This window comes from Streptomyces sp. NPDC034085, assembly GCF_055575555.1.
This window is the reverse complement of the sequence record NZ_JBVISL010000006.1, coordinates 172,663-196,759: the sequence shown is the minus strand read 5'-3', so window position 1 is coordinate 196,759 and position 24,097 is coordinate 172,663. Positions and strand designations below refer to the sequence as shown.

General features: G+C 73.4%; 22 protein-coding genes. 5 read left to right on the top strand and 17 right to left on the bottom strand.

The features are described from left to right. Position 1: 1 nt before the first annotated feature. The 3 genes from ACZ501_RS22175 to ACZ501_RS22165 all read right to left on the bottom strand — a co-directional run bounded on the left by ACZ501_RS22175 (position 2) and on the right by ACZ501_RS22165 (position 4,252). Positions 2–550 carry a helix-turn-helix domain-containing protein gene (locus ACZ501_RS22175; RefSeq protein WP_468797702.1) on the bottom strand — a complete coding sequence of 183 codons (549 nt, stop codon included), beginning with the start codon at positions 548–550 and terminating at the stop codon, positions 2–4. A 250-nt stretch (positions 551–800) separates the two neighbouring features. Continuing rightward, the gene (locus ACZ501_RS22170; protein WP_468797471.1) at positions 801–2,786 is read right to left on the bottom strand and encodes a Dyp-type peroxidase; all 1,986 of its coding nucleotides are present in this window, start codon (positions 2,784–2,786) and stop codon (positions 801–803) included. A gap of 62 nt (positions 2,787–2,848) precedes the next feature. Beyond that, positions 2,849–4,252 (bottom strand): galactose oxidase-like domain-containing protein, encoded by a 1,404-nt coding sequence (locus tag ACZ501_RS22165; RefSeq protein ID WP_468797468.1) that lies wholly within the window; start codon positions 4,250–4,252, stop codon positions 2,849–2,851. 205 nt (positions 4,253–4,457) lie between these two features. Here ACZ501_RS22165 and ACZ501_RS22160 point away from each other — a divergent pair, with 205 nt between their 5' ends. The 4 genes from ACZ501_RS22160 to ACZ501_RS22145 all read left to right on the top strand — a co-directional run bounded on the left by ACZ501_RS22160 (position 4,458) and on the right by ACZ501_RS22145 (position 9,247). After that, positions 4,458–5,363 carry a 5'-3' exonuclease gene (locus ACZ501_RS22160; RefSeq protein ID WP_361607211.1) on the top strand — a complete coding sequence of 302 codons (906 nt, stop codon included), beginning with the start codon at positions 4,458–4,460 and terminating at the stop codon, positions 5,361–5,363. Between the two features lie 43 nt (positions 5,364–5,406). Beyond that, positions 5,407–6,252, top strand: coding sequence for a siderophore-interacting protein (locus ACZ501_RS22155; protein WP_468797465.1), 846 nt, complete (start codon positions 5,407–5,409; stop codon positions 6,250–6,252). A 448-nt stretch (positions 6,253–6,700) separates the two neighbouring features. Beyond that, the gene (locus ACZ501_RS22150; RefSeq protein WP_468797462.1) at positions 6,701–8,260 is read left to right on the top strand and encodes a serine hydrolase; all 1,560 of its coding nucleotides are present in this window, start codon (positions 6,701–6,703) and stop codon (positions 8,258–8,260) included. Between the two features lie 18 nt (positions 8,261–8,278). Beyond that, positions 8,279–9,247, top strand: a complete 969-nt coding sequence (locus tag ACZ501_RS22145; RefSeq protein ID WP_361607182.1) for a pseudouridine synthase — start codon at positions 8,279–8,281, stop codon at positions 9,245–9,247. Here ACZ501_RS22145 and ACZ501_RS22140 read toward each other — a convergent pair. The 13 genes from ACZ501_RS22140 to ACZ501_RS22080 all read right to left on the bottom strand — a co-directional run bounded on the left by ACZ501_RS22140 (position 9,192) and on the right by ACZ501_RS22080 (position 22,117). Beyond that, positions 9,192–9,887, bottom strand: coding sequence for a TetR/AcrR family transcriptional regulator (locus tag ACZ501_RS22140; protein ID WP_468797459.1), 696 nt, complete (start codon positions 9,885–9,887; stop codon positions 9,192–9,194). The genes ACZ501_RS22145 and ACZ501_RS22140 overlap by 56 nt on opposite strands. 90 nt (positions 9,888–9,977) lie before the next feature. Further along, positions 9,978–12,830 (bottom strand): DEAD/DEAH box helicase, encoded by a 2,853-nt coding sequence (locus ACZ501_RS22135; protein WP_468797457.1) that lies wholly within the window; start codon positions 12,828–12,830, stop codon positions 9,978–9,980. A gap of 46 nt (positions 12,831–12,876) precedes the next feature. After that, positions 12,877–13,764 carry a diacylglycerol kinase gene (locus ACZ501_RS22130; protein WP_468797455.1) on the bottom strand — a complete coding sequence of 296 codons (888 nt, stop codon included), beginning with the start codon at positions 13,762–13,764 and terminating at the stop codon, positions 12,877–12,879. A gap of 16 nt (positions 13,765–13,780) precedes the next feature. Further along, complete coding sequence (gene tatC, locus ACZ501_RS22125; RefSeq protein WP_362463992.1) at positions 13,781–14,746, bottom strand: twin-arginine translocase subunit TatC; 966 nt, start codon at positions 14,744–14,746, stop codon at positions 13,781–13,783. Positions 14,747–14,800: 54 nt separating this feature from the next. Beyond that, a complete protein-coding gene (gene tatA, locus ACZ501_RS22120; protein WP_361607196.1) occupies positions 14,801–15,097 on the bottom strand; it encodes a Sec-independent protein translocase subunit TatA in 297 nt (98 codons plus the stop codon). Positions 15,098–15,329: 232 nt separating this feature from the next. After that, positions 15,330–15,530, bottom strand: coding sequence for a hypothetical protein (locus tag ACZ501_RS22115; protein ID WP_361607199.1), 201 nt, complete (start codon positions 15,528–15,530; stop codon positions 15,330–15,332). Positions 15,531–15,553: 23 nt separating this feature from the next. Further along, positions 15,554–15,787 carry a hypothetical protein gene (locus ACZ501_RS22110; protein ID WP_361607202.1) on the bottom strand — a complete coding sequence of 78 codons (234 nt, stop codon included), beginning with the start codon at positions 15,785–15,787 and terminating at the stop codon, positions 15,554–15,556. 17 nt (positions 15,788–15,804) lie between these two features. Next, on the bottom strand, positions 15,805–16,773 hold the full coding sequence (locus tag ACZ501_RS22105) for a helix-turn-helix transcriptional regulator (RefSeq protein WP_361607205.1): 969 nt from the start codon (positions 16,771–16,773) through the stop codon (positions 15,805–15,807). Positions 16,774–16,817: 44 nt separating this feature from the next. Further along, positions 16,818–17,774 carry a helix-turn-helix transcriptional regulator gene (locus ACZ501_RS22100; protein WP_361607208.1) on the bottom strand — a complete coding sequence of 319 codons (957 nt, stop codon included), beginning with the start codon at positions 17,772–17,774 and terminating at the stop codon, positions 16,818–16,820. Positions 17,775–17,900: 126 nt separating this feature from the next. Further along, positions 17,901–18,290 (bottom strand): FKBP-type peptidyl-prolyl cis-trans isomerase, encoded by a 390-nt coding sequence (locus tag ACZ501_RS22095; protein WP_362463987.1) that lies wholly within the window; start codon positions 18,288–18,290, stop codon positions 17,901–17,903. A 31-nt stretch (positions 18,291–18,321) separates the two neighbouring features. Further along, positions 18,322–19,329 (bottom strand): FKBP-type peptidyl-prolyl cis-trans isomerase, encoded by a 1,008-nt coding sequence (locus ACZ501_RS22090; RefSeq protein WP_361606463.1) that lies wholly within the window; start codon positions 19,327–19,329, stop codon positions 18,322–18,324. A gap of 129 nt (positions 19,330–19,458) precedes the next feature. After that, positions 19,459–20,820, bottom strand: coding sequence for a Pup--protein ligase (pafA, locus tag ACZ501_RS22085; protein WP_361606460.1), 1,362 nt, complete (start codon positions 20,818–20,820; stop codon positions 19,459–19,461). Positions 20,821–20,878: 58 nt separating this feature from the next. Continuing rightward, on the bottom strand, positions 20,879–22,117 hold the full coding sequence (locus ACZ501_RS22080; RefSeq protein ID WP_361606457.1) for an MFS transporter: 1,239 nt from the start codon (positions 22,115–22,117) through the stop codon (positions 20,879–20,881). A 135-nt stretch (positions 22,118–22,252) separates the two neighbouring features. Between ACZ501_RS22080 and ACZ501_RS22075 the strand changes: the two genes are divergently transcribed. Next, a complete protein-coding gene (locus ACZ501_RS22075; protein WP_468797453.1) occupies positions 22,253–23,251 on the top strand; it encodes a LacI family DNA-binding transcriptional regulator in 999 nt (332 codons plus the stop codon). A 60-nt stretch (positions 23,252–23,311) separates the two neighbouring features. Here ACZ501_RS22075 and prcA read toward each other — a convergent pair whose 3' ends face one another. Further along, entirely contained in the window at positions 23,312–24,076 is a 765-nt protein-coding gene (gene prcA / locus ACZ501_RS22070; protein WP_361606451.1) for a proteasome subunit alpha, read from the bottom strand. Positions 24,077–24,097 lie beyond the last annotated feature (21 nt).

Below are 24,097 nucleotides of genomic sequence, written 5' to 3'. Positions count from 1 at the left end.
CTCAGCGCCCCGGCGAGGGCGGCTCGGAGGTGGCGTGGATGTGGTCGCCCACGGCGACGACCAGCAGCCGGGTGTCGTCGCTGACCGCCCGCCAGCGGTGGCGCACCCCGCCGGACAGGAACAGCGCGTCCCCGCACTCCAGCCGGTACGCCCGCCCCTCGGCCTCCACCTGGCAGGCGCCGGCCACCACGTACATCAGCTCGTCGTTGCGGTGCTGGTACTCGCGGCCCGCGTCCTGGTCGCCGGTGAACTCCAGCGCGTGCAGCTGGTGGTGGCCGCGCACCAGGGGGCGCACGCCCGTCACCGGAGCGGTCCCGGACTCGTCCCCGGCCCGTACGAGGTCCACGGTGCGCGCCGTGTCGGAGGCGGCCAGCAGGTCGAGGGCCGTGGTCTCCAGCGCGTCCGCGACCCGCTCCAGCGAGCGCATGCTGGGGCGGGCCCGCTCGTTCTCTATCTGGCTGAGGAAGGGGACGGACAGGCCGCTGCGCGCTGACACCGCGGCGAGGGTCAGGTGCAGCGCGCGGCGCCGCTTGCGCACGGCGACGCCCACCCGCAGCGGCTCCTTGGAGTCCTTTTCCTTGTCGTGGGCGTCGGCCGCGCCCGCACGCGCGGCCGCGTAGCGCCCGCCGTCCGCGGCGTCCGCGGTGCTTCCGTCTTCCTTGCCGTTCATGTCGGGGCTGCCCTCCCCTGTCCGTCGTCGCACATCGGTGTGCTCTAAGCACCTTACGCAGCAACCGCCTCCGGATTCGCGCGCAAGGGCCCAGCCGGCGGCGACCCGGCCGGTTCCCGTGGTTCCCCCGTCACCCTACGCGGGCCCCGCCCTTGCTCCACAGGGCGCGGTCGCCGTCGAGCACCACCACGTCGCCGGCGGGACGGACCAGCAGCCGGGCCCCGGGGTGCCCGCCGGTCCCGCTGCTCCACACGCTCGCACCCCCTGCGTCGCGCACGCTCAGCTCGCCGTCGGCGGAGAAGACGGCCTCCCGGCCGGCGCCGCCGGTGCCCGCGTTCCACAGGCGGGCGCCCTCGGCGTCGAGCAGGACGAGGTCCCCGTCGGCCTGGAAGGCCAGCCGTACGGCGCCCGCGTCGAGGACGTCGCCGGCACGCAGGACGGTGCCGGCGTGGACCTCCACCGAGTCGTCGAGGCGGCCCTCGGCCAGGGCGCGCAGGGTGGGCAGCGAGGGCGTGAAGGCGTAGAGGGCGCCCTCGGTGCGCACGAACCGGCCGAAGCGCAGGGTGGTGGGGCGGCTGCCGCGCTCGGATGCGGTCTCGAAGGTGACGGGGGACTCCGGGCCGATGACCGGGTCCGCTCCGACGCGGGGGTTGCGGCCGGGCGGGAAGTCGGTCTCGTCGATCCACCGCTTGATGACGAACTCGTACTGCTGGACGAGGTCGGCCTGGTAGCCGACGAAGACCAGGCCGCGCGGGGCGCGCTGCTCCCCGGCGGGCCGCTCGAAGTCGTAGGCGGGGCCGTAGGGGATGCCGCGCCGGATGATCCGCCGGTTGTCCAGCTCGGCGGCGGCCAGCGGGGGCCGGCCGGGGGCGGGCACGAGGCCGTCGCGCGGGTTGCCCTTGCGGATGTGCGCGAACAACGGGGTGCGCCGGCCGTCGGGGTCGTCCGCGTACTTCAGGGCGGCGTCCGGGTCCGTCCCGAAGGGAGCGGGCTGCTCGGCGAGCGGGCAGCCCGCGACGGGCGTGCCGCCGGGCCACCGGCCGACGAGGCGGGCCGCGACCCAGGTCTCGGTCGCCTCGGGCGGCGCGGCCCCGGCCCTCTTGAGGTCGGCCAGCCGTTCGCGGGCCTGCGCCCACCAGCCCGGGACGTCCTGGGCCATCCTCCGCACCACCTGGAAGGAGCCGCCGGTGGCCCAGGCGGGCAGTCCGGCGGGCCGCCGCCCGGCCTTCTCCTGCCCGACGAGGAACTCCCCGGGCGGGACCAGACGGGTCCCCGGCTTGCCCTTCACGGTGGTCCCGTCGGCCGGGTCCGGTTCGTGGAAGCCGCGTACGCCGGGCTGGCTGATGCCGTCGGAGAAGCCGAAGTGCTCGTGCCCCTTCAGCGCCCCCGGCAGCTTGCCGCCGTTCTGCCGGAAGACGACCTCGCCGCCGGCCGGGCCGAGGGCCTCCTTGTGGCGGGCGACGGCGGAGGCGAGCCGGGCGGGGTCGTCCGCCGAGAGGCTGAGGACGGCGTGCACGGCGCCCCCGGGCTCCTCGGCGCCGAACAGCCAGGAGCGGGGGGCGCTTTCGCCGGTGTCGCCGAGCGCCTCGGCGCGCTGGGCGGCGCCCTGCGCGAACGCCTCGGCGGTGCTGCCGGCGGGCAGGGCGGGGAAGGGCTCGCGGCCGGCGAACAGGCGCAGCCCGGCGTGCGTGAGGGACAGCCCGGTCCACTGGGCGGAGAGCCCGGACGGGTGGGCGCCGCCCGCCTTGAGGCGGGCCGCGCTGAAGGCGGCGTTGAACCGGGCCATCTCCTCGGTGGTGGAGATCTCCGGCAGCAGCCGGGCGAGCCAGGCCCGGGCCCGCCCGGCGTCGTGGAAGTGCAGGAGCAGCAGGCAGGCGTGGTCCTTGCGGGAGCCCGCCAGGATGTCACCCTGGCTGGTGCGGTCGGTGCGCAGGGGCAGGCCGGCGGACCCGGGACCGCCCGCGGACGGGGCGGGGGCCGGCCTGCCCGGCGTCGCGGCCGGCGCGGCCTGCGCGGCGGAGGCGCCGACGGGGCACACGGCGAGCGCGGCGGCGGCCGCCGCCCCGGCCTTGATGACGGTCCTGCGGGCGGGGGCGGGGGGCTGCGCGTCGTCCATCGGGTCTCCTGGGAGGGTGGGGCGGAGGAGCGGGAGCGGGTGGGGTCGGGGGGCGGTCGGGGTCAGGCCAGCCGGACCCAGCGCGCGATGCCGGGCACGCCGTGCGCGTCGAGGAGGAAGAGCAGGTGGGGGCCCGGGGCCAGGGCGGCGCCGGGTGGTGGGGCCTGGAGGGTGAGGACCCCGCCCGCCCGCCGCCCGATCGGCAGTTCGACGGGCCGCCGGCCGGTGCCGGAGGCGGGCGTGGCGGTGTCCGGGGCCAGCAGGACGGCCCGCCGGACCCGGTCCGGGGTGCGGGTGCGCACGGTGAAGCGGGCACCGGGGGCGAGCGGCTCCGAGGGCACCTCGTCGAGCACGGGCCGGGGTCCCTGGTGCAGCTGGGCGGGCTCGTAGATCTCGATGCTGCCGGGCATGCCGTCGTGCAGGTCCGGGTCGTGGGCGGTCTGCTGGAGCTCGTCGCCGGTGATCATGACGCGGCCGTCCGGGAGGAGCAGCGCGTTGGAGTGGTGGCCGCGCGGCAGCCGCTGCACCGGCCCGAGCCGCCAGCCGCCCTTGGTGTCGTGCAGCTCCAGCTGGCGGTATTTCAGGTCGGGGGCGGGGCTGAGCAGGCCGCCCGCGTAGTCGTGGATGTCGTAGGCGCCGCTCGCGGTGAGCAGGCTCCCGTCGGGCAGGGCGAGGGTGGTGTCGTGACGGCGTCCGCCGGTGGGTCCGGAGGCCGGGGCGGTGGCCGCGGCGGGGTGCCCGAGCGTGGGGAACCGTTCCATCGCCGGGGCCCGCGTCCCCCACAGCGGCCCGTACCCGCCCGCGACGCCCGACCGGCGGCCGGCGGCGGTGTTCCGGCCGCGGCTCCAGGTCTCCGTGCGCGGGTCGAACACCAGCGAGGGCCCGGTGGCCCCGTCGCCGTCGAAGACGTCGAGCTCGCCGCCGGGCAGGAGGGTGTGGCGGGTACGGGGGGAGAGGGGGGCGGGAGGCGGGGCGACCCTCGTGAACGCCCCGGCCGCCGTGCCCTTCGCCGGGTCCCACAGGAAGGCGCGTGCGGCGCCGGTGGGCGCGGAGGAGTACAGCAGCACCTTGCCGGTGGGCAGCAGGGCGGTGTGCGCACCGAAGTCCGGCGAGCCGAAGTACTCCGTGAACGCACCGTACAGGGCGGGCCGGAAGCCCGCGTTCGTCCTGGCCTGAGACTCCCTCAGGGAGTCGAGCCGGGCGGCCCTGACGCTGTCGGGCCGGCCCGCTTCGTCGCGCATCGCGAGCCGGGTACGGGCGTGCGCCTCGGCGTGCTCGGGGCCGAGGAGGCGCGCCTCCGCCGGCGAGACCTCCCGGCGCACCCGCTCGCGCAGCTCGGCCGGGCTCTGCCGGGCGGTGGCGGCGGCCGGACCGGCGGAGCCGTCGTGGGCCCGGGCGGGGCCGGCGGGGAGCAGGGACAGCACGGCGCTCGCGACGAGGGCGCGGGCGACTCCGCGACGGGGCATGCGGAACCCTCACGTGACGGGGGAACGGGGCGGGGCGGACGCGACCGGCCGGGCTCCACGCCCTGCCGGTGATCAAACCCTCCGCGAGCCACCGCGAACGCGCGCGCCGGGGCAACTGTTTGAGTGACTGTCCGCCCACTCCGGGTGACCCCTCACCGCCCGGCGGCGGTGCGGCATCATCGTCTGCGTGACGACACGACGCCTGATGCTCCTGGACACCGCCTCCCTCTACTACCGCGCCTACTTCGGCGTGCCGGACTCCGTGAAGGCCCCCGACGGCACCCCGGTCAACGCCGTGCGCGGGCTGCTCGACTTCATCGGCCGGCTGGTCCAGGACCACCGCCCGGACGACCTGGTGGCCTGCATGGACGCCGACTGGCGGCCGCACTGGCGGGTGGAGCTGATCCCGTCCTACAAGGCGCACCGGGTCGCGCGGGAAACGGAGTCCGGTCCGGACGTGGAGGAGACGCCGGACACCCTCCTGCCGCAGGTGCCGATCATCGAGGCGGCGCTGGACGCGTTCGGCATCGCCCGGGTCGGGGTCGCCGGATACGAGGCGGACGACGTGATCGGCACCCTCACCGCCCGCGCCACCGGCCCGGTGGACATCGTCACCGGCGACCGGGACCTCTACCAGCTGGTGGACGACGCCCGCCGGCGCCGCGTCCTGTACCCCCTCAAGGGCGTGGGCTCCCTCCAGGTGACCGACGAGGCCTGGCTGCGCGAGAAGTACGGGGTGGACGGCCCCGGCTACGCGGACCTCGCGCTGCTGCGCGGCGACCCGAGCGACGGCCTGCCGGGCGTGCCGGGCATCGGCGAGAAGACGGCGGCCAAGCTGCTGGACGCGTACGGCGACCTGGCCGGGATCCTCGCGGCGGTCGACGACCCGAAGTCGAAGCTGACGCCCACCCAGCGCAAGCGCCTGGACGAGTCCCGCCCCTACCTGGCGGTCGCCCCGAAGGTCGTCCGGGTGGCGGCCGACGTGCCGCTCCCGGCCTTCGAAGCGGCCCTTCCGAAGGCACCCGCTCGACCCGAGATGGTGGAGGCACTCGCCCATCGGTGGGGACTGGGAGGAGCGGCGTCACGTCTGAGCAGCGCGATGCGCCCATGAGATGCTAACTTAGGTAATCCTAAGCTTCGTGAGGGGAGACACCGTGGCAGAAGGACGCGCCCGTACCGTCGGCACCGCAGTCGTCGTACGCACCGAACGACTGACGCCGCACATGGTCCGCCTCGTACTGGGCGGCGACGGGCTGGCCGGCTTCGGCGCGGGCGAGTACACGGACCACTACGTCAAGCTCCTCCTCGCACCCGAGGGCGTGCGGTACGCCGAGCCCTGGGACCTGGACGTGATCCGCGCGACGCACCGCCGCGAGGCCTGGCCGCGCCAGCGCGCGTACACCGTCAGAGCGTGGGACCCGGCGCGCCTGGAGCTGACCCTGGACTTCGTCGTCCACGGCGACGAGGGCCTGGCCGGCCCCTGGGCGGCCCGCGTCCAGCCCGGCGAGCCGGTCCACTTCCTGGGCCCGGGCGGCAGCTACGCCCCCGACCCGGTCGCGGGCTGGCACCTGCTGGCGGGCGACGAGAGCGCGCTGCCGGGCATCGCCGCGTCGATGGAGCGGATGCCGCGGGGCGCGCGGGTGCACGCCTTCATCGAGGTCTCGGGCCCGGCGGACGAGCAGCCCGTCACGACCCCGGACGGCGTCTCCCCGGTCTGGCTGCACCGCGGCGACCGCCCGGTGGGCGAAGCGCTGGTGGAAGCGGTCAAGGCGCTGGAGTTCCCCTCGACGGACGTCCACGCCTTCGTCCACGGCGAGGCGGGCTTCGTGAAGGAGCTGCGCCGCCACCTCCGCCTGGACCGGGGCATCGCCCGCGAGCGGCTGTCGATCTCCGGGTACTGGCGCCTGGGCGAGACGGACGAGGGCTGGCGCGCGATCAAGCGCGACTGGAACGCCACGGTCGAAGCCGAACAGGACCTGGCGGCCCGGGCCGCCGCCTAGCCGAGCTGTTCGCGACGCGGGCCTCGCACCGGTCAGCGCCCGGGTGCGCCCCGGTCCGGGCCCGCCGCGCCGAACCCCGGCCGTCGCACCTGGGGCGGGGCCGGTGCCCGTGGGTCGCCTGCGGGTGGGGCGCCGCTGCGCGGGGCCGTCCCCTACCCGCCCTTCCACCGTTCCCCGGGGCTCCGCCCCGGACCCCGTACGGGCGCCGCGCGCCCGCGCCTCAGTCTGGGGGCGGAGCCCCAGAAGGGGTCCGGGCGGAGTCCTGGAGGAACGGGCGAAGGGGCGGGGCGGGGGGGCAGCCCCCGCAGCGGTGCACTCCGGCAGGCCACGTGCCGGCCCCGGCCCCAGGCCCACCGGACGGAGTCCGGCACGGCGGCCCACGCCCGGCCGGGCGGAGTCCGGTAGCGCCCGAGCGGCGCGCCGCAGCCGCAGGGCGGACAATGACCCCATGCGTACGCTCCGCGCCGCCGGACTCGTCGGGGCCGCGATGCTGCTGGCCTCCGCCGGGGCCGTGGCCGCCGGGCCCGCCCCTCCCCCGCCCCCGCGGCCGCGTCTCACCGACGCCGCCGTCGCCTCCGCCGTGGCCCGCCTCGACGCCGTCATCGCCGACGGCATGCGCCGCACCGGGGTACCCGGCCTCTCCGTGGCCGTCGTCCACGACGACGAGGTGGTCTACCTCAAGGGCTTCGGCCTCCGCCGCACCGGCGAGAGCGCCAAGGTCGGCCCGGACACCGTCTTCCAGCTGGCCTCCGTCTCCAAGCCGGTCACCTCCACCGTGATCGCGGGGGCCCTGGCCTCCCCCGACGCCTGGGACAAGCCCCTCGCCGGCACCCTCCCCGGCTTCGCCCTCAAGGACCCGTGGGTCACCTCGCACGTCACCCCCGCCGACCTGTTGTCGCACCGCAGCGGCCTCCCCGACCACGCCGGTGACCTCCTGGAGGATCTCGGCTACGACCAGGCGTACATCCTCGGCCACCTCCGCGAGGAGCCGCTGACCCCCTTCCGTTCGAGCTACGCGTACACCAACTTCGGGTTCACCGCCGCCGCCGAGGCCGTCGCCCGCGACCACGGCGTGAGCTGGCAGAGGCTCAGCGAGGACACCCTGTTCAAGCCCGCCGGCATGACCCGCACCAGTACCGAGTTCTCCGCCTACGCCAAGGCCCCGGACCGGGCCTCCGGCCACGTGAGGACCGGCACCCCCGGCAAGGGCGGCAACACCTGGAGCCCCCGCCACGTCCGCGACGCCGACGCCCAGACCCCGGCGGGCGGGACCAGTTCCACCGCCCGCGACATGGCCCGCTGGCTGCGGCTCCAGCTGAACACCGGCACCCTCGACGGCAAGCGCGTCATCCCCGCCGACACCCTCACCCGCACCCGGATCCCCGAGATCGTCTCCCAGGCCCAGACCCCCCGCGGCGTCCCGCAGTTCTACGGGCTCGGCTGGAACGTCAGCTACGACGACGCCGGCCGGCTGCGCCTGAGCCACTCCGGGGGCTTCGAGCTCGGCGCCAACACCAACGCCACGATGCTCCCGCTGGAGCGCCTCGGCATCGTCGTCCTGACCAACGGTTCCCCCGTGGGCCTCGCCGACTCCATCGCCCTGGACTTCTTCGACATCGCCGAGCACGGCAAGCCGACCGCCGACTGGCTGCCGCTCCTCGCCGCCACGTACGAGCAGCTGAACGACGCGGTCCGGTCCGACACCGACTACGACCACCCCCCGGCCGGCGCGAAGCCCGCCCGCGCCGACGGCGTCTACACCGGCACCTACGAGAACCCGTACTACGGCCGGCTGACCGTCACCGCGGACCCCGCCGGCAAGGGGCTGGTCCTCTCCCTCGGGCCGCGGCCCCTGCGCTTCCCGCTGACGCACTACGACGGCGACACGTTCAGCTTCGAGACCACCGGCGAGAACGCCGTCGGCCGCACCGGTGTGTCCTTCTCCGACGGCACGGTCCGCGTCGAGTACCTCGACCACAACCACCTCGGCACCTTCACCCGGCGGTAGCGGCCTACCCTGGTCCCGATGACCCGCAGATCGCACATCCCGCCCGCGCCCCTCCCCCAGCAGGCCGGCATCGACCCGGTCCGGATGCGCCTGCCCCCCGACCCCGGGGGCCGGTGGCCGCGGCTGGGCGACTACCTGACCGAGCGGTACGCCGGCACCCGCGGCGCGGAGTCCATGGCCCGGCTGCTCGCGGCCGGGCGGGTCCTCGGCCCGGCCGGACGGGTGCTGCGCCACGAGGACCCGTACGAGCCGGGCGGCTGGCTCTGGTTCCACCGGGACATGCCGCCCGAGCCGCCGGTGCCCTTCCCGATCCGCGTGGTCCACCGCGACCGGCACCTGCTGGTGGTGGACAAGCCGCACTTCCTGGCGACCACCCCGCGCGGCAGCCACGTCACCGAGACCGCCCTGGCGCGGCTGCGCCGGGAGCTGGACCTGCCGGCCCTGAGCCCGGCGCACCGCCTGGACCGGATGACGGCCGGGCTGGTGATGTTCAGCATCCGGCCCGAGGACCGCGGCGCCTACCAGCTGCTGTTCCAGCAGCGGCGGGTCCACAAGGAGTACGAGGCCATCGCGGCGCACGACCCGGCGCTCGAGCTGCCCCGGCTGGTCCGCAGCCACATCGAGAAGACCCGCGGGGTGATGGCCGCCGTCGAGGTCCCCGGCGCCGAGCCCAACGCGGAGAGCCTGGTCGAGCTCGCCGAGGCCCGCGACGGCCTGGGCCGCTACCGGCTCACCCCGCACACCGGACGCACCCACCAGCTGCGGGTGCACATGAACAGCCTGGGGCTGCCCATCCTGGGGGACCCCGTCTACCCGGTGGTGGCCGGGGCGGCCGACCCGTCGGACTACCGGCGCCCGCTCCAGCTGCTGGCCCGGACCCTGGCCTTCACCGACCCGGTCACCGGCCTGGCCCACCGCCTGGAGACCGGCCTCACCCTCCAGGCCTGGCAGGACCGCGCGGGCTGGGAAGCGGGCCCGGCGGTGTGAGCCCCGCGATCCTCAGGGCGGCGTCGGCCGCGGCCTGCGCGAAGGCCGCGACCGGGCGGCCCGGATCGGAGCGGCGGACCAGCATGACGCCCTCGATCAGGCCGAAGACCAGGTCGTTGCGCAGGTCCAGCCCGGCCTGGTCCCCGGCGAGCTGGGCGCCGACGGGCGTGGCGGCCAGCAACGCCCGGTAGCCGTCCCGCAGTTGCTCGCGCATCCGGCGGAACTGCGCGAACCGCTGCGCGCGCAGCTCGGGCAGCAGGTAGAGGGCGCCCAGGTTGTACGGACCCCCGCACAGCAGCAGCACGTCCGAGCGGCACAGTTCCCACAGCCGGCGGGCGGCGGGCCGGCCGGTGTCGGCCAGCAGCCGGCGGGAGAGCGCCAGCGAGGGCTCGACGGTGGACTCCAGCAGTTCGGCGAGGAGTTCCTCCTTGCCGCCGAAGTAGTGGTACATCGTGGCCTGCCGCATTCCGGCCCGTTCGGCCACCGCCCGCGTGGTGGTGGCCGCGTACCCGCGGACCGTGAACAGTTCGGCCGCCGCGCAGAGGAGTTCCTCGCGCGGCGGCCGGCCGCTGTCCGGCCTCAGCCGATCGGCGCGCGGCCGACCGACCCGTCTCGGACCTTCTCCCGTTCCCCCGCTCATACTCCGATCGTCGCACAGGACACACGGAAACGATCATGGCAAGAGATGAGATCCGGCCAGGAGGGGCTTTGGAGGAAGCCCCAAATGCGCCTAGCCGACCGAGCTGTAGGCCACTACACCCCGCAGCAGTGCGTCAACGGCCTTGCGGGCGTTGCGCGCCACCGTGCTGCCGCCCGCCGAGGACGCGGGGGCCGTGGAGGCGGGGGCCGCCTGCGCGATCTGCCCCAGCACGTCGATGACCTGCTTGCACCAGCGTACGAAGTCACCGGCCGGCATCTCCGCCTCGCGCAGCACCTCGTCCAGGCTCTTGTCGGAGGCCCACTGGTAGGCCGCCCACGCGAAGCCGAGGTCCGGCTCGCGCTGGCCCACGCCCTCCGCCTGGTTGATGCGGTGCTCCTCCTCCAGCGCGTCGAGCCGACCCCAGATGCGGACCATCTCGCCCAGCGCCGCCTTCGCCGCGCCACCCGGCACCTTGGGCGGCGCCGCGTCGTCGGACTGCCGCGCCTCGAACACCAACGCCGAGACGCAGGCGGCCAGTTCGGCCGGGTTCAGCCCCTCCCAGACGCCCTCGCGCAGACATTCCGAGGCCAGCAGGTCCAGCTCGCCGTAGAGCCGCGCCAGACGCTTGCCGTGCACGGTGACCTCGTCCTCGCGCAGGTAGTCCAGCTCGGTCAGCAGGGCGTGGATCCGGTCGAAGGTGCGGGCGATGGTGTTCGTCCGGCCCTCGATGCGCCGCTCCAGCTGCTGCGTGTCCCGCTTGAGCCGGTGGTAGCGCTCCGCCCAGCGCGCATGGTCCTCCCGCTCGTCGCAGCCGTGGCAGGGGTGCGCCCGCAGCTCCGCGCGCAGCCGCGCGATCTCGCGGTCGTCGGCCGCGGCGGCCCGGCCCGGCCGGTGCCGCTGCGGGTGGATGTGGCCGGCCTTGTTGCGCAGCGCCGTCGCCAGGTCCCTGCGGGACTGCGGGGAGCGCGCGTTGAAGGTCTTGGGGATCCGCATCCGGTCGATGGCCTCGACCGGGACGGGGAAGTCGATCGCGGCGAGCCGCTTGACCTGCCGCTCGGCGGTGAGCACCAGCGGGCGCGGGCCCTCCTGGTACTCGTACCCCCGGTGCCCGTTGACCCGTCCGCCCGGCACGCCCGGGTCCAGGACCAGCGCGAGCCCGGCGAACTTGCCCGTCGGCACGTGGATGACGTCGCCCGGCTTGAGCTTCTCCAGCGAACCGGCCGCCTGCGCCCGGCGCTGCGCCGCGCCCTGCTTGGCCAGGTCGGTCTCGCGGTCCTTGAGGTCGCGGCGCAGCCGCGCGTACTCCTCGAAGTCGCCGAGGTGGCAGGTCATGCCCTCGCGGTAGCCCTCCAGGCCCTCCTCGTTGCGCTGGACCTGCCGGGAGATCCCGACGACCGAGCGGTCGGCCTGGAACTGCGCGAAGGAGGTCTCCAGCAGCTCGCGCGAGCGGTGCCGCCCGAACTGGCTGACCAGGTTCACGGCCATGTTGTACGAGGGCTTGAAGCTGGAGCGCAGCGGGTAGGTGCGGGTGCCCGCGAGCCCGGCGAGCTGCACCGGGTCCATGCCGCGCTGCCACAGCACCACCGCGTGGCCCTCGACGTCGATGCCGCGACGCCCGGCCCGGCCGGTGAGCTGCGTGTACTCGCCGGGGGTGATGTCGGCGTGCTGCTCGCCGTTCCACTTGACCAGCTTCTCCAGGATGACCGTGCGCGCGGGCATGTTGATGCCGAGCGCGAGGGTCTCGGTGGCGAAGACGGCCTTGACGAGGCCGCGTACGAACAGCTCCTCCACGACCTCCTTGAAGGTGGGCAGCATGCCCGCGTGGTGCGCGGCGATGCCCCGCTCCAGGCCTTCGAGCCACTCGTAGTAGCCCAGGACGTGCAGGTCCTCTGCGGGGATGGAGGCGGTCCGCTCCTCGACGATCTCACGGACCCTCAGGCGCGCGGTGTCGTCGTTGAGCCGCAGGCCCGCGTACAGGCACTGCTGGACGGCGGCCTCGCAGCCGGCCCGGCTGAAGATGAAGTTGATGGCGGGCAGCAGGTCGTCGTTGTCCAGGCGGGCGATCACCTCGGGGCGGCCCGGCGTCCAGATCCGGCTGCGGGAGCGGCGCTCGCGCTCGCGGTCGGCCTCGCGGACCATCTTGCCGCGCCGCCGGTCCTTGGGGCTGTAGGTGCGGCTGTTCTCCTCGCGGGCCATGCGCAGCAGGTCGGGGTTGACCTCCCGGCGCCCGGAGCCGCGGCCTCCGTGGTCGGACTCCTCCTCGAAGAGGTCATAGATCCGGCGGCCGGCCATCACATGCTGCCACAGCGGTACGGGCCGCTCCTCGGAGACGATGACCTCGGTGTCGCCGCGCACGGTGTCGAGCCAATCGCCGAACTCCTCGGCGTTGGAGACGGTCGCGGAGAGCGAGACGAGCGTCACCGACTCGGGGAGGTGGATGATCACTTCCTCCCACACGGCGCCGCGGAACCGGTCGGAGAGGTAGTGCACCTCGTCCATCACGACGTAGCCGAGGCCGCTGAGCGCCTGGGAGCCCGCGTAGAGCATGTTGCGCAGGACCTCTGTGGTCATCACGACCACGGGGGCGTCGCCGTTGACGCTGTTGTCGCCGGTCAGCAGGCCCACCTTGGCGGCGCCGTAGCGCTTGACGAGGTCGGCGTACTTCTGGTTCGACAGGGCCTTGATGGGCGTGGTGTAGAAGCACTTGCGGCCCTGCCGGAGGGCGAGGTGGACGGCGAACTCGCCCACGATGGTCTTGCCCGAGCCGGTCGGGGCGGCCACCAGGACGCCCTTTTCGGCCTCCAGTGCCTTACAGGCCTCGACCTGGTACGGGTCCAGGTCGAATGCGTACATCTCGCGGAAGGGGGCCAGGGCGGAGGCCTCTTCGGCGGCGCGGATCCGGGCAGCGGCGTACCGCTCCGCGGGTGAGAGTTCTTCGGTCATCTTGCTGTCGAGCCTACCCGTCGCCCCTGACAACAGTCCCGGTCATTTACGTGAGGAGACGGACCGCCCCGGGGACGCACTCGGCCGTCACGGGGAGCGGACCCAGCGGCTCGCCGTCGGCGTAGGCGCCCAGGTCCGGTGCTTCGAGGGTGACCTTGGCGGCGCGGTGGACGGTGACCGCGGGGTGGGTCAGGTGGGTCCCCCGGTAGACCTGCGGGAACACCTTCAGCAGGGTGGCGCGCCCGCAGTCGCCGACCACGGTCACGTCGAAGAGCCCGTCGTCGGGCACGGCGCCGGCGCAGATGCGCATCCCGCCGCCGTACGAGGACAGGTTGCCGACGGCCACCAGGGTCGCCTCCGTCTCGACGACCGGGCCGTCGTCGAGGGTGATCCGGTACGGGAAGGGGCGGAACGCGGCCAGCTCCAGGGCGATGGCCAGGTCGTACTTGAAGCGGCCCAGCGGCAGCCGCATCCGGTTGCCCCGGTCGTTGACGCGCGAGTCGAAGCCGGAGCACAGCACGGTCCCGTACCAGGTGCCGGCCGCCCGGCCGAGGTCGATCTCCCGGATCCGGCCCTCCTTGAGGGCCTCGGCTGCCAGCCGGCCCGCCCGGGCGGGTTCGCGTACGGGCAGCCCGAGCGAGCGGGCGAAGTCGTTGCCGGTGCCGGCCGCGACCACCCCGAGCGGGACCAGCGTCCCGGCCAGGGCCTGGAGGGCCAGGGAGACCACCCCGTCGCCGCCCACCGCGACCACCGCTCCGGTGCCCTCGCGGACGGCGGTGCGCAGCCGGGCCAGCGCGTCGGCGGAGTCGGTGCCGACGACGGTCCGGACGCGGAAGCCGGCGGCCCGGAGCGCGGAAGCGGCCGGCTGCGCGGCGTGCGCGGCCCGGCCGCGTCCCGCGGTGGGGTTGACGAAGAGGGTGATCTCAGCGCTCACCCCCGGAATCTACCGGTCAGGTGGCGTCGTCGTAACCGTTGATCTGGCGGCGTCCGCCGTCGTCCTGCCCGGGCACGGGGGAGGGCGCGGGGGCCGCTTCCGCCGGGCCGATCGGGGCCGGGGTCAGGTCCAGCTCGGAGGCCTCGTCGTCGTCGAGTCCGGCGTCCGGGTCGTTGCGCTTGCGACGCCGGTCGTTCAGCAGGCAGACGCCGAGGGCGACGAAGTACAGGGCGACGATCGGGGAGGCCAGCGTCAGCATGGTCACCGGGTCGCCGGTGGGCGTCGCGAACGCCGCGAAGACCGTGATGCCGAGGACCATGGCGCGCCACCAGCTCGCCAGCCGCTTGGCGGTGAGGACGCCGGTGAAGTTCAGCAGCACCAGCATCAGGGGTAGCTCGAAGGCGAGGCCGAAGACCACGACCATGCGCGTGACCAGGTCGAGGTAGTCGTCGACCGGCAGCAGGTTCTTGACGTGGTCGGGGGTGAAGCCGAGGAGGATCTCCGCGGTCTGCGGGAGGATCTTGTACGCGAGGACGGCGCCGGCGACGAACAGCGGTGCGCCGACCGCGACGAAGCTCAGTGCGTACTTCTTCTCGTTCTTGTGCAGGCCGGGGGCGGCGAACGCCCACAGCTGGTAGAGCCAGACCGGGGCGGAGAGCACGATGCCCGCGGACAGGCCGACCTTCAGCGCGATGGAGAAGGGCGCGGTCAGGCCGTTGGTGGTCATCTCGGCGCAGGGGGCGCCGTTGCGCTGGTGCGTCGCCCCGCCCGTGCAGCCCACGGAGGACAGCATCGGCTCCAGCAGGAAATCGATGATCGGCCGGTAGTAGTAGGCCGCGACCGCGGTGACCACGATGATCGCCAGAACCGACTTCAGCAGCCGGTTCCTCAGCTCACGCAGGTGCTCGACCAGCGGCATCCGCCCTTCGGCGTCCTTCGCCTGCCGGTCTCGTTTCCCCTGCTTGCGGGCAGACTTGAGCAACCCACGTCCCTTGTCTCGTTACAGATGACTGTCGTGACGGGCGACCGCCGCGCGTCAGCCCTGGGCGGTGCGGTTCGGCTCGCTGACGGGCCGGGCGCTGGTGACGTCGCCGGGCGCGGCCTGGATGGTGCGCGGGGCCACGGGCTGCTGCGCCGCGGGGTCGGCGGCCGGAGCGGCGGTGGCGGCGTCGTCCGCCTCGCCGTCCTTCTTCATGGCCTTGGCCTCGCTCTTGAGGATGCGGGCCGACTTGCCGAGCGAGCGGGCCATCTCGGGGAGCTTCTTGGCGCCGAACAGCAGCACGATGACAGCGATGATCAGAAGGATCTCAAGGGGCTTCAGATTGCCGATCATGTGTGTCTTCCTTCTCACCGAAGCGGCTGGTTGTGGTGGCCTGGCGATACCGGACAAAGATCCGGTGCCGCTCTGACATGGATCGTAACCCCCACGGGTAAACGGGCGGCAATCCCCGGGGGTCCGTGCAATGGCCCGCCCCACCGACGGTACGGGTCCGGCTCCGCGGATTCCATACGCGGACGGGGACGGGACGCCCCCGAGCGGACGAGCACGCGGCCGGGCGCGGCGGTCACGGGGCCGCTGCCCGCCCGGTCCGGGCGAGGTCGGCCGCGGCCCGTTCCAGGTCGCCCGACGCCTCGGTGATCCGGCGGCTGGCCAGCGCGACCTGCCCGGACAGCCGGCGCACCTCCAGGAAGACCCGCACGGCCAGGACGGACAGGACGGCGAGCCCGAGGAACCCCAGGGCGATCGCGAGCATCGGCCACAGCATGGAAGGAGCCTAGCGCGCCGGCCTCACACGCTGCGCAGGGTGCTCACTCCCCCGCCCGTGAGCAGTTCCACGATGCGTTCACCGGCGGGTTTGCGGACCGGCCTCGCGCACTCGGGACAGGTGAAGGAGTAGAAGGTGGTGCGCCGGCTGCCGCCGATCGCCAGGCGCAGCGCGTCCGCCGCGAGCTCGAAACGCGCCCGGCACTCAGGACAGGCGGCCTTGAAGGTGACCGGCACCACACCTGCTGATCGCGACATCGCTCCCCGCTCCCCCTCTAGACCTGTTCCCCGTACCCCGCGAGTGCCTCTCGAGCCGCTTTCCGGGCGCTGTCCGCCAGCTCCGGCGGCGACACGATCCGCCCGTCGCGGCCCAGGCGCAGCGCGAGCCGGCGCAGGGACGCCGGGTCGGGGCTGCGCAGCGTGATCCTCAGTCCCCCGTCGGGCAGCTCCTCGGCGCTGTCGTGCGGGTAGTACTCGGCGACCCAGCGCCCGCCGGGGCCCACCTCGACCACCACCTCCGGGTCCTCGGCGGCCGGCTGCACCAGGCCCTCGGACAGGTCGCGGGGCTCGATCGCGGGCGGCTCGGCCCGCTCGTCGAGCAGCCGGATCTCGGCGACCCGGTCGAGCCGGAAGGTGCGCCGGGCCTCCGAGAGGTGGCACCACCCCTCCATGTAGGTGTGCCCGACCGCGAAGAGCCGGATCGGGTCGACGGTGCGCTCGGTCAGCTCGTCGCGGGCCGGCGAGTAGTAGCGCAGCCACAGCCGGCGCCGCTCGGCGATGGCCCGGTCGACGTCGGCGAAGACGCCGCCCTCGGACTCGAAGGTCACCGACAGCCGGGAGCTGGCCCCGGCGGCCTCGCCGGCGGCGGCCTCCAGCTTGGCGGTGGCGCGCAGCAGCGCGTTGCGGTCGCTCTCGCGCAGCCCGGGCAGGGTCGCCACCGCGCGGGCGGCGACCAGCAGCGCGGTCGCCTCGTCGGCGGCGAGGCGCAGCGGCTCGGCGGTGGACTCCCCCGAGGCGTCGGGATTGCGCCACCAGATGCGCTCCCCGTCGGTGTCGATGTCGAGCAGGTCCCCGCCGCGGAAGCTGGTCCCGCACATGGGCAGCACGTCGAGGTCCGAGATCAGCTCGTCCTCGGTGATCCCGAAGGCGCGGGCGACGTCCGCGACGTGCGCGCCGGGGCGCTCGCGCAGGTAGGTCACCAGGGACAGCATCCGGCGGGTCTGGTCGATGGCGTTGGCGGCCATGCTGCTACGTCTCCCCCTCAGGGCGTTGCTGTTGTTGTTCGGGTTCAGCCCTGGGCGACGGCGCGCAGCCGGTCCACCACATCGGCCCGCAGGTCGGCCGGCCCCACCACCACGACGTCCGGGCCGAACTCCACGAGCCAGGCGTCCAGCCCGTGCCCGTAGGGGATCTCCAGCTCGTCCCAGCCGTCGCCGTCCTCGCGCACGGCGGTCGCCTTGGCGCGCAGCGGGTACCCCGCGCCGGCGCGCAGCCGGATCAGCGCCGAACGCTGGGCGCCCTCGCCGGCCCAGGCCGCCACGGTCTCCCGTACGGTCACCACGTCGGGCACCTCGGCGGTGTACTTCCCGGCGCGGGAGCGGACCTTGCCGGTGATCCGGGAGAGCCGGAACACCCGCTCCGCCCCGCGGTCGCGGTCGTAGCCGGCCAGGTACCAGTGGCCGCGCCAGCACTCCAGGGCCCACGGCTCCACCTGGCGCGGCTCGGGCCGCGCGGCGTTGGACCTGCGGTACTCGAAGACCACCGGGCGCCGGTCGCGGCAGGCCAGCATCAGCGGCTCGAAGGCGGCCTCGTGGACGGGGATCCGCGGCTCGATGGCGGAGTGCTGGCCCGCGTACGGGTCGCCGGCCTCCGGCATCCCGCCCGCGCGCAGCTTCTGCAGGGCGCCGCTGGCCGCGCCCGCCAGGCGGGCCTGCTGCCACACCTTGGCCGCGAGGCCGAGGGCGGCGGCCTCCTCCGCGTCGAGGGAGACGGGGGGCAGCCGGTTGCTGTCCCGGCGGGCCAGGTAACCCGTCTCGCCCTCCAGGTTCTCCACCGTCTCGATCACCAGACCGAGTTCGCGCAGATCGTCCTTGTCCCGCTCGAACATCCGGTTGAAGGACTCGTCGTTCCCGGCTTCGAGGTAGGCCTCGATGGAACCGCGCAGCTCACGCTTGCTGAGGGGACGGCGCGTCCCCAGCAGACACAGCGCCAGGTTCATCAGCCGCTCGGCCTTGGCAATCGCCATCGACGCCCTTCCCCCCACTCCTCGGCACACACTCGTGACCGTTGACCGTACCGCCCCCGCGGTCCCCGGCAAAAGCGAGGGCCCCCGCCTCACGGCGGGGGCCCTCCATGATCACACCGGGTGAGATCAGACGCCCATCAGGTCGCAGACGAAGATCAGCGTCTCGCCCGGCTTGATGGCGCCGCCGGCGCCCTGGTCGCCGTACGCGAGGTGGGCGGGGATCGTCAGCTTGCGGCGGCCGCCGACCTTCATGCCCTGGACGCCCTGGTCCCAGCCCGGGATGACCTGGCCGATGCCCAGGATGAACTGCAGCGGCGCACCGCGGTTCCAGGAGGCGTCGAACTCCTCACCGGAGGAGAAGGCCACGCCCACGTAGTGGACCGAGACCTTCTTGCCGGCCTCGGCCACCGGGCCGTCACCCTCCCAGATGTCCTCGATGACCAGGTCGGTCGGGGCCGGGCCCTCGGGGAAGTCGATCTCGGGCTTCTCGAGCTCGCGCACGGAACTGCTCCTCATACGTACGAAACGATGTACAACCGGAACAGTCTTACACTGCTCCGACGATGTCCACGACGAAGACCAGCGTGGAGTTGGCCGGCAGGTCCTCACCCTTCGCCTGGTCCTTGTACGCCTGCTCCGGCGGGATCACCAGCAGCACGCGGCTGCCGACCTTCTTGCCCACCAGGCCCTTGTCCCAGCCCTCGATGACCTGACCCTGGCCGATCTTGGTCGAGAACGGCGCGCCGGTCTTCCACGAGGTGTCGAACAGCTTCGCCGCGTCCTTGCCCTGGTTCGGCGCCCACGCCGCACCGCTGTACTGCATGTACACGGTCTGGCCGGACTTGACCTCGGGGCCCTTGCCCTCGATCAGGACCTTGTCGACCAGCTCCTTCGGAGGGTCGTTCTTCGGGACCGTGATCGTAGCGGCCTTCTCCTCGTCGGCCTTGACCTGCGGCAGGTCCGACGGGATCGGCGCCTGGGTGCCCTCGGCCTTCTTCGGCAGCACCGAGTCCACGTCGAGGACGAACACCAGGTTGTCCTTCGGGCCGACGCCCAGCTGCGGCTGGCCCTGCTCACCGAAGGCCGCCGCCGGCGGGGCGACGACCAGCACCCGGCTGCCGACCTTCTTGCCCAGCACCGCGTCGCTGAACAGCGGCAGGATCTGCGCCGAACCGGCCGGGACGACCAGCGGCTGGCCCTCCGGGTCGTAGGAACCGGACAGCTCCTTGCCGCTCTTCCAGACCTTGCCGGTGTACTTGGTGACCACGAGATCGTCCTTCTTGATCTCCGGTCCCGTGCCCTCCTTGACGGTGCTCACCACGAACTTGCCGCTGGGCTCGCCCTTGGGGACGGTGATCTCCGCCTTCTTCCCGGCCTCGCCGGCGACCGTCGGCATCGGGTCGGCCGACGCCACCGGCTTCGGAACCTCGGCCTTCGCGGCATCGGCCGACGGAGAGGCGGAGGAGTCCTTCTTACCGGAGTCGTCGCCCCCTCCGCAGGCCGCGGTGAGCATCAGAGCCGGCACGATGAGCGCGGCAGCAAGTCGGCGTCGCACAATGGTCCTCAGGGTCGCTGGAATGGTCCGTCGTAGCGGCCCACTCTACGGGCTGGCCCCTCTCCGACAAGGCCGTGGCGTGCGAAGACCCCGTACGCCACAGCGCACGGGGTCCTCGGCCGCACCACCTCACATGCCGGCGATGAGCTTCTCCACCCGGTCGTCCACCGACCGGAACGGGTCCTTGCACAGCACCGTGCGCTGCGCCTGGTCATTGAGCTTCAGGTGCACCCAGTCGACCGTGAAGTCCCGCCGCTGCTCCTGCGCCCGGCGGATGAAGTCGCCGCGCAGCCTGGCCCGGGTGGTCTGCGGGGGCACCGACTTGCCCTCGAAGATCTTCAGGTCGTTGCACACCCGCGCCGCCTGGCCCTTGCGCTCCAGCAGGTAGTACAGGCCCCGGCGGCGGTGGATGTCGTGGTACGCGAGGTCTATCTGGGCGACCCGCGGGTTGGACATCGTCATGTTGTGCTTGGCCCGGTACCGCTCGATCAGCTGGTACTTCATCACCCAGTCGATCTCCGTGCCGATCCGGTCCAGGTCCTCGGCCTCGATGGCGTCCAGGGTGCGGCCCCACAGCTCCAGGACCTGCTCCACCACCCCGGTGCGGATGCCCCGGCGCTCGGCGAAGTCCAGGGCCTTGTCGAAGTACTCCCGCTGGATCTCCAGCGCCGAGGCCTCCCGACCGCTGGCCAGACGCACCTTGCGCTGGCCGGTGATGTCGTGGCTGACCTCGCGGATCGCCCGGATCGGGTTCTCCAGCGTCAGGTCCCGCATCACCGTGCCCGCCTCGATCATCCGCAGGACGAGATCGGTGGCGCCCACCTTGAGCAGCATCGTCGTCTCGGACATGTTCGAGTCGCCGACGATGACGTGCAGCCTGCGGTAGCGCTCCGCGTCGGCGTGCGGCTCGTCCCGCGTGTTGATGATCGGCCGGGAGCGGGTCGTGGCGGAACTGACGCCCTCCCAGATGTGCTCGGCCCGCTGGCTGACGCAGTAGACCGCGCCCCTGGGCGTCTGCAACACCTTGCCCGCACCGCAGATCAGCTGGCGCGTGACGAGGAACGGGATCAGGATGTCCGCCAGACGGGAGAATTCTCCGTGCCGGGCCACGAGATAGTTCTCATGACAGCCGTACGAATTGCCCGCCGAGTCGGTGTTGTTCTTGAAGAGGTAGACGTCGCCCGCGATTCCCTCCTCGTGCAGGCGGCGTTCGGCGTCGACGAGCAGGCCTTCGAGAATGCGCTCGCCGGCCTTGTCGTGAGTGACCAGTTCGGTCAGGTTGTCACATTCGGGAGTTGCATATTCCGGATGCGAACCCACGTCGAGGTAGAGGCGGGCGCCGTTCCGCAGGAACACATTGCTGCTGCGGCCCCATGACACAACACGGCGGAAGAGGTAGCGCGCCACTTCGTCAGGAGACAGTCGGCGCTGTCCCCTGAACGTGCACGTGACGCCGTACTCGTTCTCCAGCCCGAAAATGCGGCGGTCCATGACTGAACATTACGCCTTCTGCCCTCTTCTGAAACCGGGTTCGAGACCGGCGTTCAGGTCAGTTTTTGATCAACGGCTCCGAAACGGCCTCCGCCGACCCCGCCACCGCCCGGCTGCGGCCCGCCCCGGCCAGCGCGGCTTGAGTCAGCATCAGCACCAGCAGCGCGGCCGCGCCACCCCCGCAGGCCACCGCGAAACCGGCCGCCGTACCGCCCAGTTCCAGCGCCGGACCCGCCACCGCCGTACCGATGGCCGCGCCCACCCCGAAGAAGGTCACCAGCCAGGAGAACGCCTCCGTGACCGTGCCCGCCGGAGCGTGCCGGTCCACCACGATGAACGCACACGCCAGCGAAGGCGCCAGGAACACGCCCGCCACCGCCGCCAGCGCCGTCATCGCCACCGGACCCACGTCCAGCATCAGCGGCAGGTAGCACACCGCCAGCAGCGCCACGAGCACCCGCAGCCGCCGCTCCGGCGCACCCGCCCACTGGCGCGCGCCGTAACACACGCCGCCGGCCAGCGCGCCGAGACCCAGCGCCGCCATCAGCCAGCCGTACACCGCCTGGCCCCCGTGCCCGTCCGCGTACGCCACCGCCGCCACCGCGATCGAGCCGAGCGCCATGCCGACGAAGAAGAACGCCCCCAGCAGGGCCAGCAGCCCGCGCGAGCGCAACGCGCCCAGCCAGTGCGCCTCACGCGGCGCGGAGCGCCAGGTCCGCGAGGGCTCCGAGACCACCACGGACAGCACCCCCAGCAGCCCGACACCGTTCAGCACCAGCAGCGCCACGGCCGGCGACCACAGGGACACGCACAGGGTCACCAACAGCGGACCGACCGTGTACATGACCTCCTGGGCCACCGCGTCCATCGCGTACGCCGCGTGCACCCGCTCCTCACGGCCACCCAGCACACCCGGCCACAACGCCCGCAGACCACCCTCCAGCGGCGGTGTGAACAGCCCGGCGACCACCATCGCCGCGTACGCGGCCGCCACCGAGCCCGTGCCCGCCACCGCCAGCCAGACCATGCCGAGCGCCGACACCAGCGCCGCCGGCAGCTGCACACGCGGCTGCCCGTACAGGTCCACCGCCCGGCCCAGCAGGGGCTGGCCCACGGCGTTCGCCAGCCCGTAGGCGGCCGCGAGCGCGCCCGCCAGGGTGTAGCTGCCGCCCTCGTGGCGGATGAAGAGGACGATCGCGATGGCCGCCGTGGCGTTCGGCAGCCGGCCTATCAGCGTGCCCACCAGCAGCCTCGCGGCGTACCGGGTCCTGAGCAGCTCCGCGTAACCCGCGGCCATGACCGCCCCCTTCTACCCGGAACCCTCCGGGGTAATACGTATAACGAGACACGTCATACGTACCATGGCGACAGACCCCGGGTCCACCCGGCCAACCACCCCGACCCGCCCCACCTCGCACTTCAGGAGCACCCTGTGACGAGACCCACCAGCCGCGACGTCGCCACCGCCGCCGGGGTCTCCCAGGCCACCGTCTCCCTCGTCCTCGGCGACAAATGGCGCGGCCGCGTCTCCGAACGCACCGCCGGCCTCGTCCGCGAAGCCGCCACCGCCCTCGGCTACCGCCCCAACCTCGCCGCCCGCAACCTACGCCTCGGCAGCACCCGCACCGCCCTCCTCGTGGTGCCCGCCCTCACCAACGAATTCTTCGCCCGCGTCTACACCGGCGCCGCCCGCGTCGCCTCCGCACACGGCTTCGGCGTCGTCCTCTACCCCTCCCCCGAAGGCACCGGCCCCGCCCGCGACCCCTTCGCCTCCGCCCGCGCCGCCCTCGACGGAGTCATCGCCTCCTCCATGGCCACCGACGCCCTCGACGCCCTCGGCGGCGACGGCCTCCCCCTCGTCATGCTCGACAGCGACCCCACCTCCGGCCAAGCCGCCGCCCACGTCAACCTCGCCATCACCGACGGCGTCCGCCAAGCCGCCGAACACCTCCTCGGCCTCGGCCACCGCCGCTTCCTCCACCTCGCCGCCGCCGTCGACTCCTGGACCTTCCACATCCGCGCCCGCACCCTCACCACCCTCCTCGGCCCCCACACCGAGCTGCACACCGTACGAGCCCCCCTCACCGTCGACGCCGCCCGCACCGCCTCCGAAACCGCCCTGGCCGACCCCCGGAACCGGCCCACCGCCGTCGTCTGCGACGACGACATCCTCGCCGCCGGCGTCTGCAAAGCCGCCCGCCGCCTCGGCCTGCGCGTCCCCGAGGACCTCTCCGTCACCGGCTTCGACGACCTCGCCCTCGCCACCGCCGTCGAACCGGAACTCACCACCGTCCGCCTCCCCGCCGAACGCGTCGGCGAACAAGGCATGACCGCCCTCCTCGCCGTCCTCGACGGCACCCCCTGGACGGCCCCCGACATCCCGGTCGAACTCACCGTCCGCGACTCCACCGGCCCCGCACCCACCCCCTGAGACACACGAAAGCCCCGGCCCACCCCCACAGGGGCGGACCGGGGCCCGGACACCACGGCCCTACTCGGCGTCGTCCTCCGCCGCCTCGTCGTTCGACACGGCATCCGCCTGAACCGCCGCCGGAACGTCCGCCTCCAGCAGCCGCGCCAGCTGCCGGCCCCGGATCCGCTTGAACTTGCGCTGCTGCGCCCGCGTCCGGTCCAGCACCGCCACCTCCAGCCGGTCCGCCGGAATCGTCTTGTCCGCGCCGTTCGCCTGGCTCGACAACGCCTGCACGGCCAGCTTCAGCGCGTCCGGCAGGCTCATGCCGTCCTGATGCCGCTGGTCCAGGTACGTACTGATCTGCTCCGCATTGCCGCCGACCGCGACCGAACCGTGCTCGTCCACGATCGAGCCGTCGTGCGGCAGCCGGTAGATCTGGTCCCCGGCCGCCGTCGCACCGACCTCGGCCACCACCAGCTCCACCTCGTACGGCTTCTCACCGGCCGAGGAGAAGATGGTGCCGAGCGTCTGCGCGTACACGTTCGCCAGCCCACGCGCCGTCACGTCGTCACGGTCGTAGGTGTACCCGCGCAGATCGGCGTAGCGCACGCCGCCGATCCGCAGGTTCTCGTACTCGTTGTACTTGCCGGCGGCCGCGAAGCCGATCCGGTCGTAGATCTCGCTGAACTTGTGCAGCGCACGGGACGGGTTCTCGCCGACGAACACGATGCCGTCGGCGTACTGCAGCACGACGAGGCTGCGGCCGCGGGCGATGCCCTTCCGGGCGTATTCCGCCCGGTCGGCCATGGCCTGCTGGGGTGACACATAGAACGGAGTCGACACCGGTTATCCGTCCCTTTCTTC

What these genes read in the sequence shown, in the direction of transcription:
- ACZ501_RS22170 (WP_468797471.1), bottom strand. Translation starts at nt 2,786, where the DNA reads ATGGACGACGCGCAGCCCCCCGCCCCCGCCCGCAGGACCGTCATCAAG.
- ACZ501_RS22145 (WP_361607182.1), top strand. Translation starts at nt 8,279, where the DNA reads ATGACCCGCAGATCGCACATCCCGCCCGCGCCCCTCCCCCAGCAGGCC.
- ACZ501_RS22150 (WP_468797462.1), top strand. Translation starts at nt 6,701, where the DNA reads ATGCGTACGCTCCGCGCCGCCGGACTCGTCGGGGCCGCGATGCTGCTG.
- ACZ501_RS22165 (WP_468797468.1), bottom strand. Translation starts at nt 4,252, where the DNA reads ATGCCCCGTCGCGGAGTCGCCCGCGCCCTCGTCGCGAGCGCCGTGCTG.
- ACZ501_RS22095 (WP_362463987.1), bottom strand. Translation starts at nt 18,290, where the DNA reads ATGAGGAGCAGTTCCGTGCGCGAGCTCGAGAAGCCCGAGATCGACTTC.
- ACZ501_RS22115 (WP_361607199.1), bottom strand. Translation starts at nt 15,530, where the DNA reads ATGCTGTGGCCGATGCTCGCGATCGCCCTGGGGTTCCTCGGGCTCGCC.
- ACZ501_RS22135 (WP_468797457.1), bottom strand. Translation starts at nt 12,830, where the DNA reads ATGACCGAAGAACTCTCACCCGCGGAGCGGTACGCCGCTGCCCGGATC.
- ACZ501_RS22160 (WP_361607211.1), top strand. Translation starts at nt 4,458, where the DNA reads ATGCTCCTGGACACCGCCTCCCTCTACTACCGCGCCTACTTCGGCGTG.
- ACZ501_RS22105 (WP_361607205.1), bottom strand. Translation starts at nt 16,773, where the DNA reads ATGGCCGCCAACGCCATCGACCAGACCCGCCGGATGCTGTCCCTGGTG.
- pafA (WP_361606460.1), bottom strand. Translation starts at nt 20,820, where the DNA reads ATGGACCGCCGCATTTTCGGGCTGGAGAACGAGTACGGCGTCACGTGC.
- ACZ501_RS22100 (WP_361607208.1), bottom strand. Translation starts at nt 17,774, where the DNA reads ATGGCGATTGCCAAGGCCGAGCGGCTGATGAACCTGGCGCTGTGTCTG.
- ACZ501_RS22140 (WP_468797459.1), bottom strand. Translation starts at nt 9,887, where the DNA reads ATGAGCGGGGGAACGGGAGAAGGTCCGAGACGGGTCGGTCGGCCGCGC.
- ACZ501_RS22110 (WP_361607202.1), bottom strand. Translation starts at nt 15,787, where the DNA reads ATGTCGCGATCAGCAGGTGTGGTGCCGGTCACCTTCAAGGCCGCCTGT.
- tatA (WP_361607196.1), bottom strand. Translation starts at nt 15,097, where the DNA reads ATGATCGGCAATCTGAAGCCCCTTGAGATCCTTCTGATCATCGCTGTC.
- ACZ501_RS22080 (WP_361606457.1), bottom strand. Translation starts at nt 22,117, where the DNA reads ATGGCCGCGGGTTACGCGGAGCTGCTCAGGACCCGGTACGCCGCGAGG.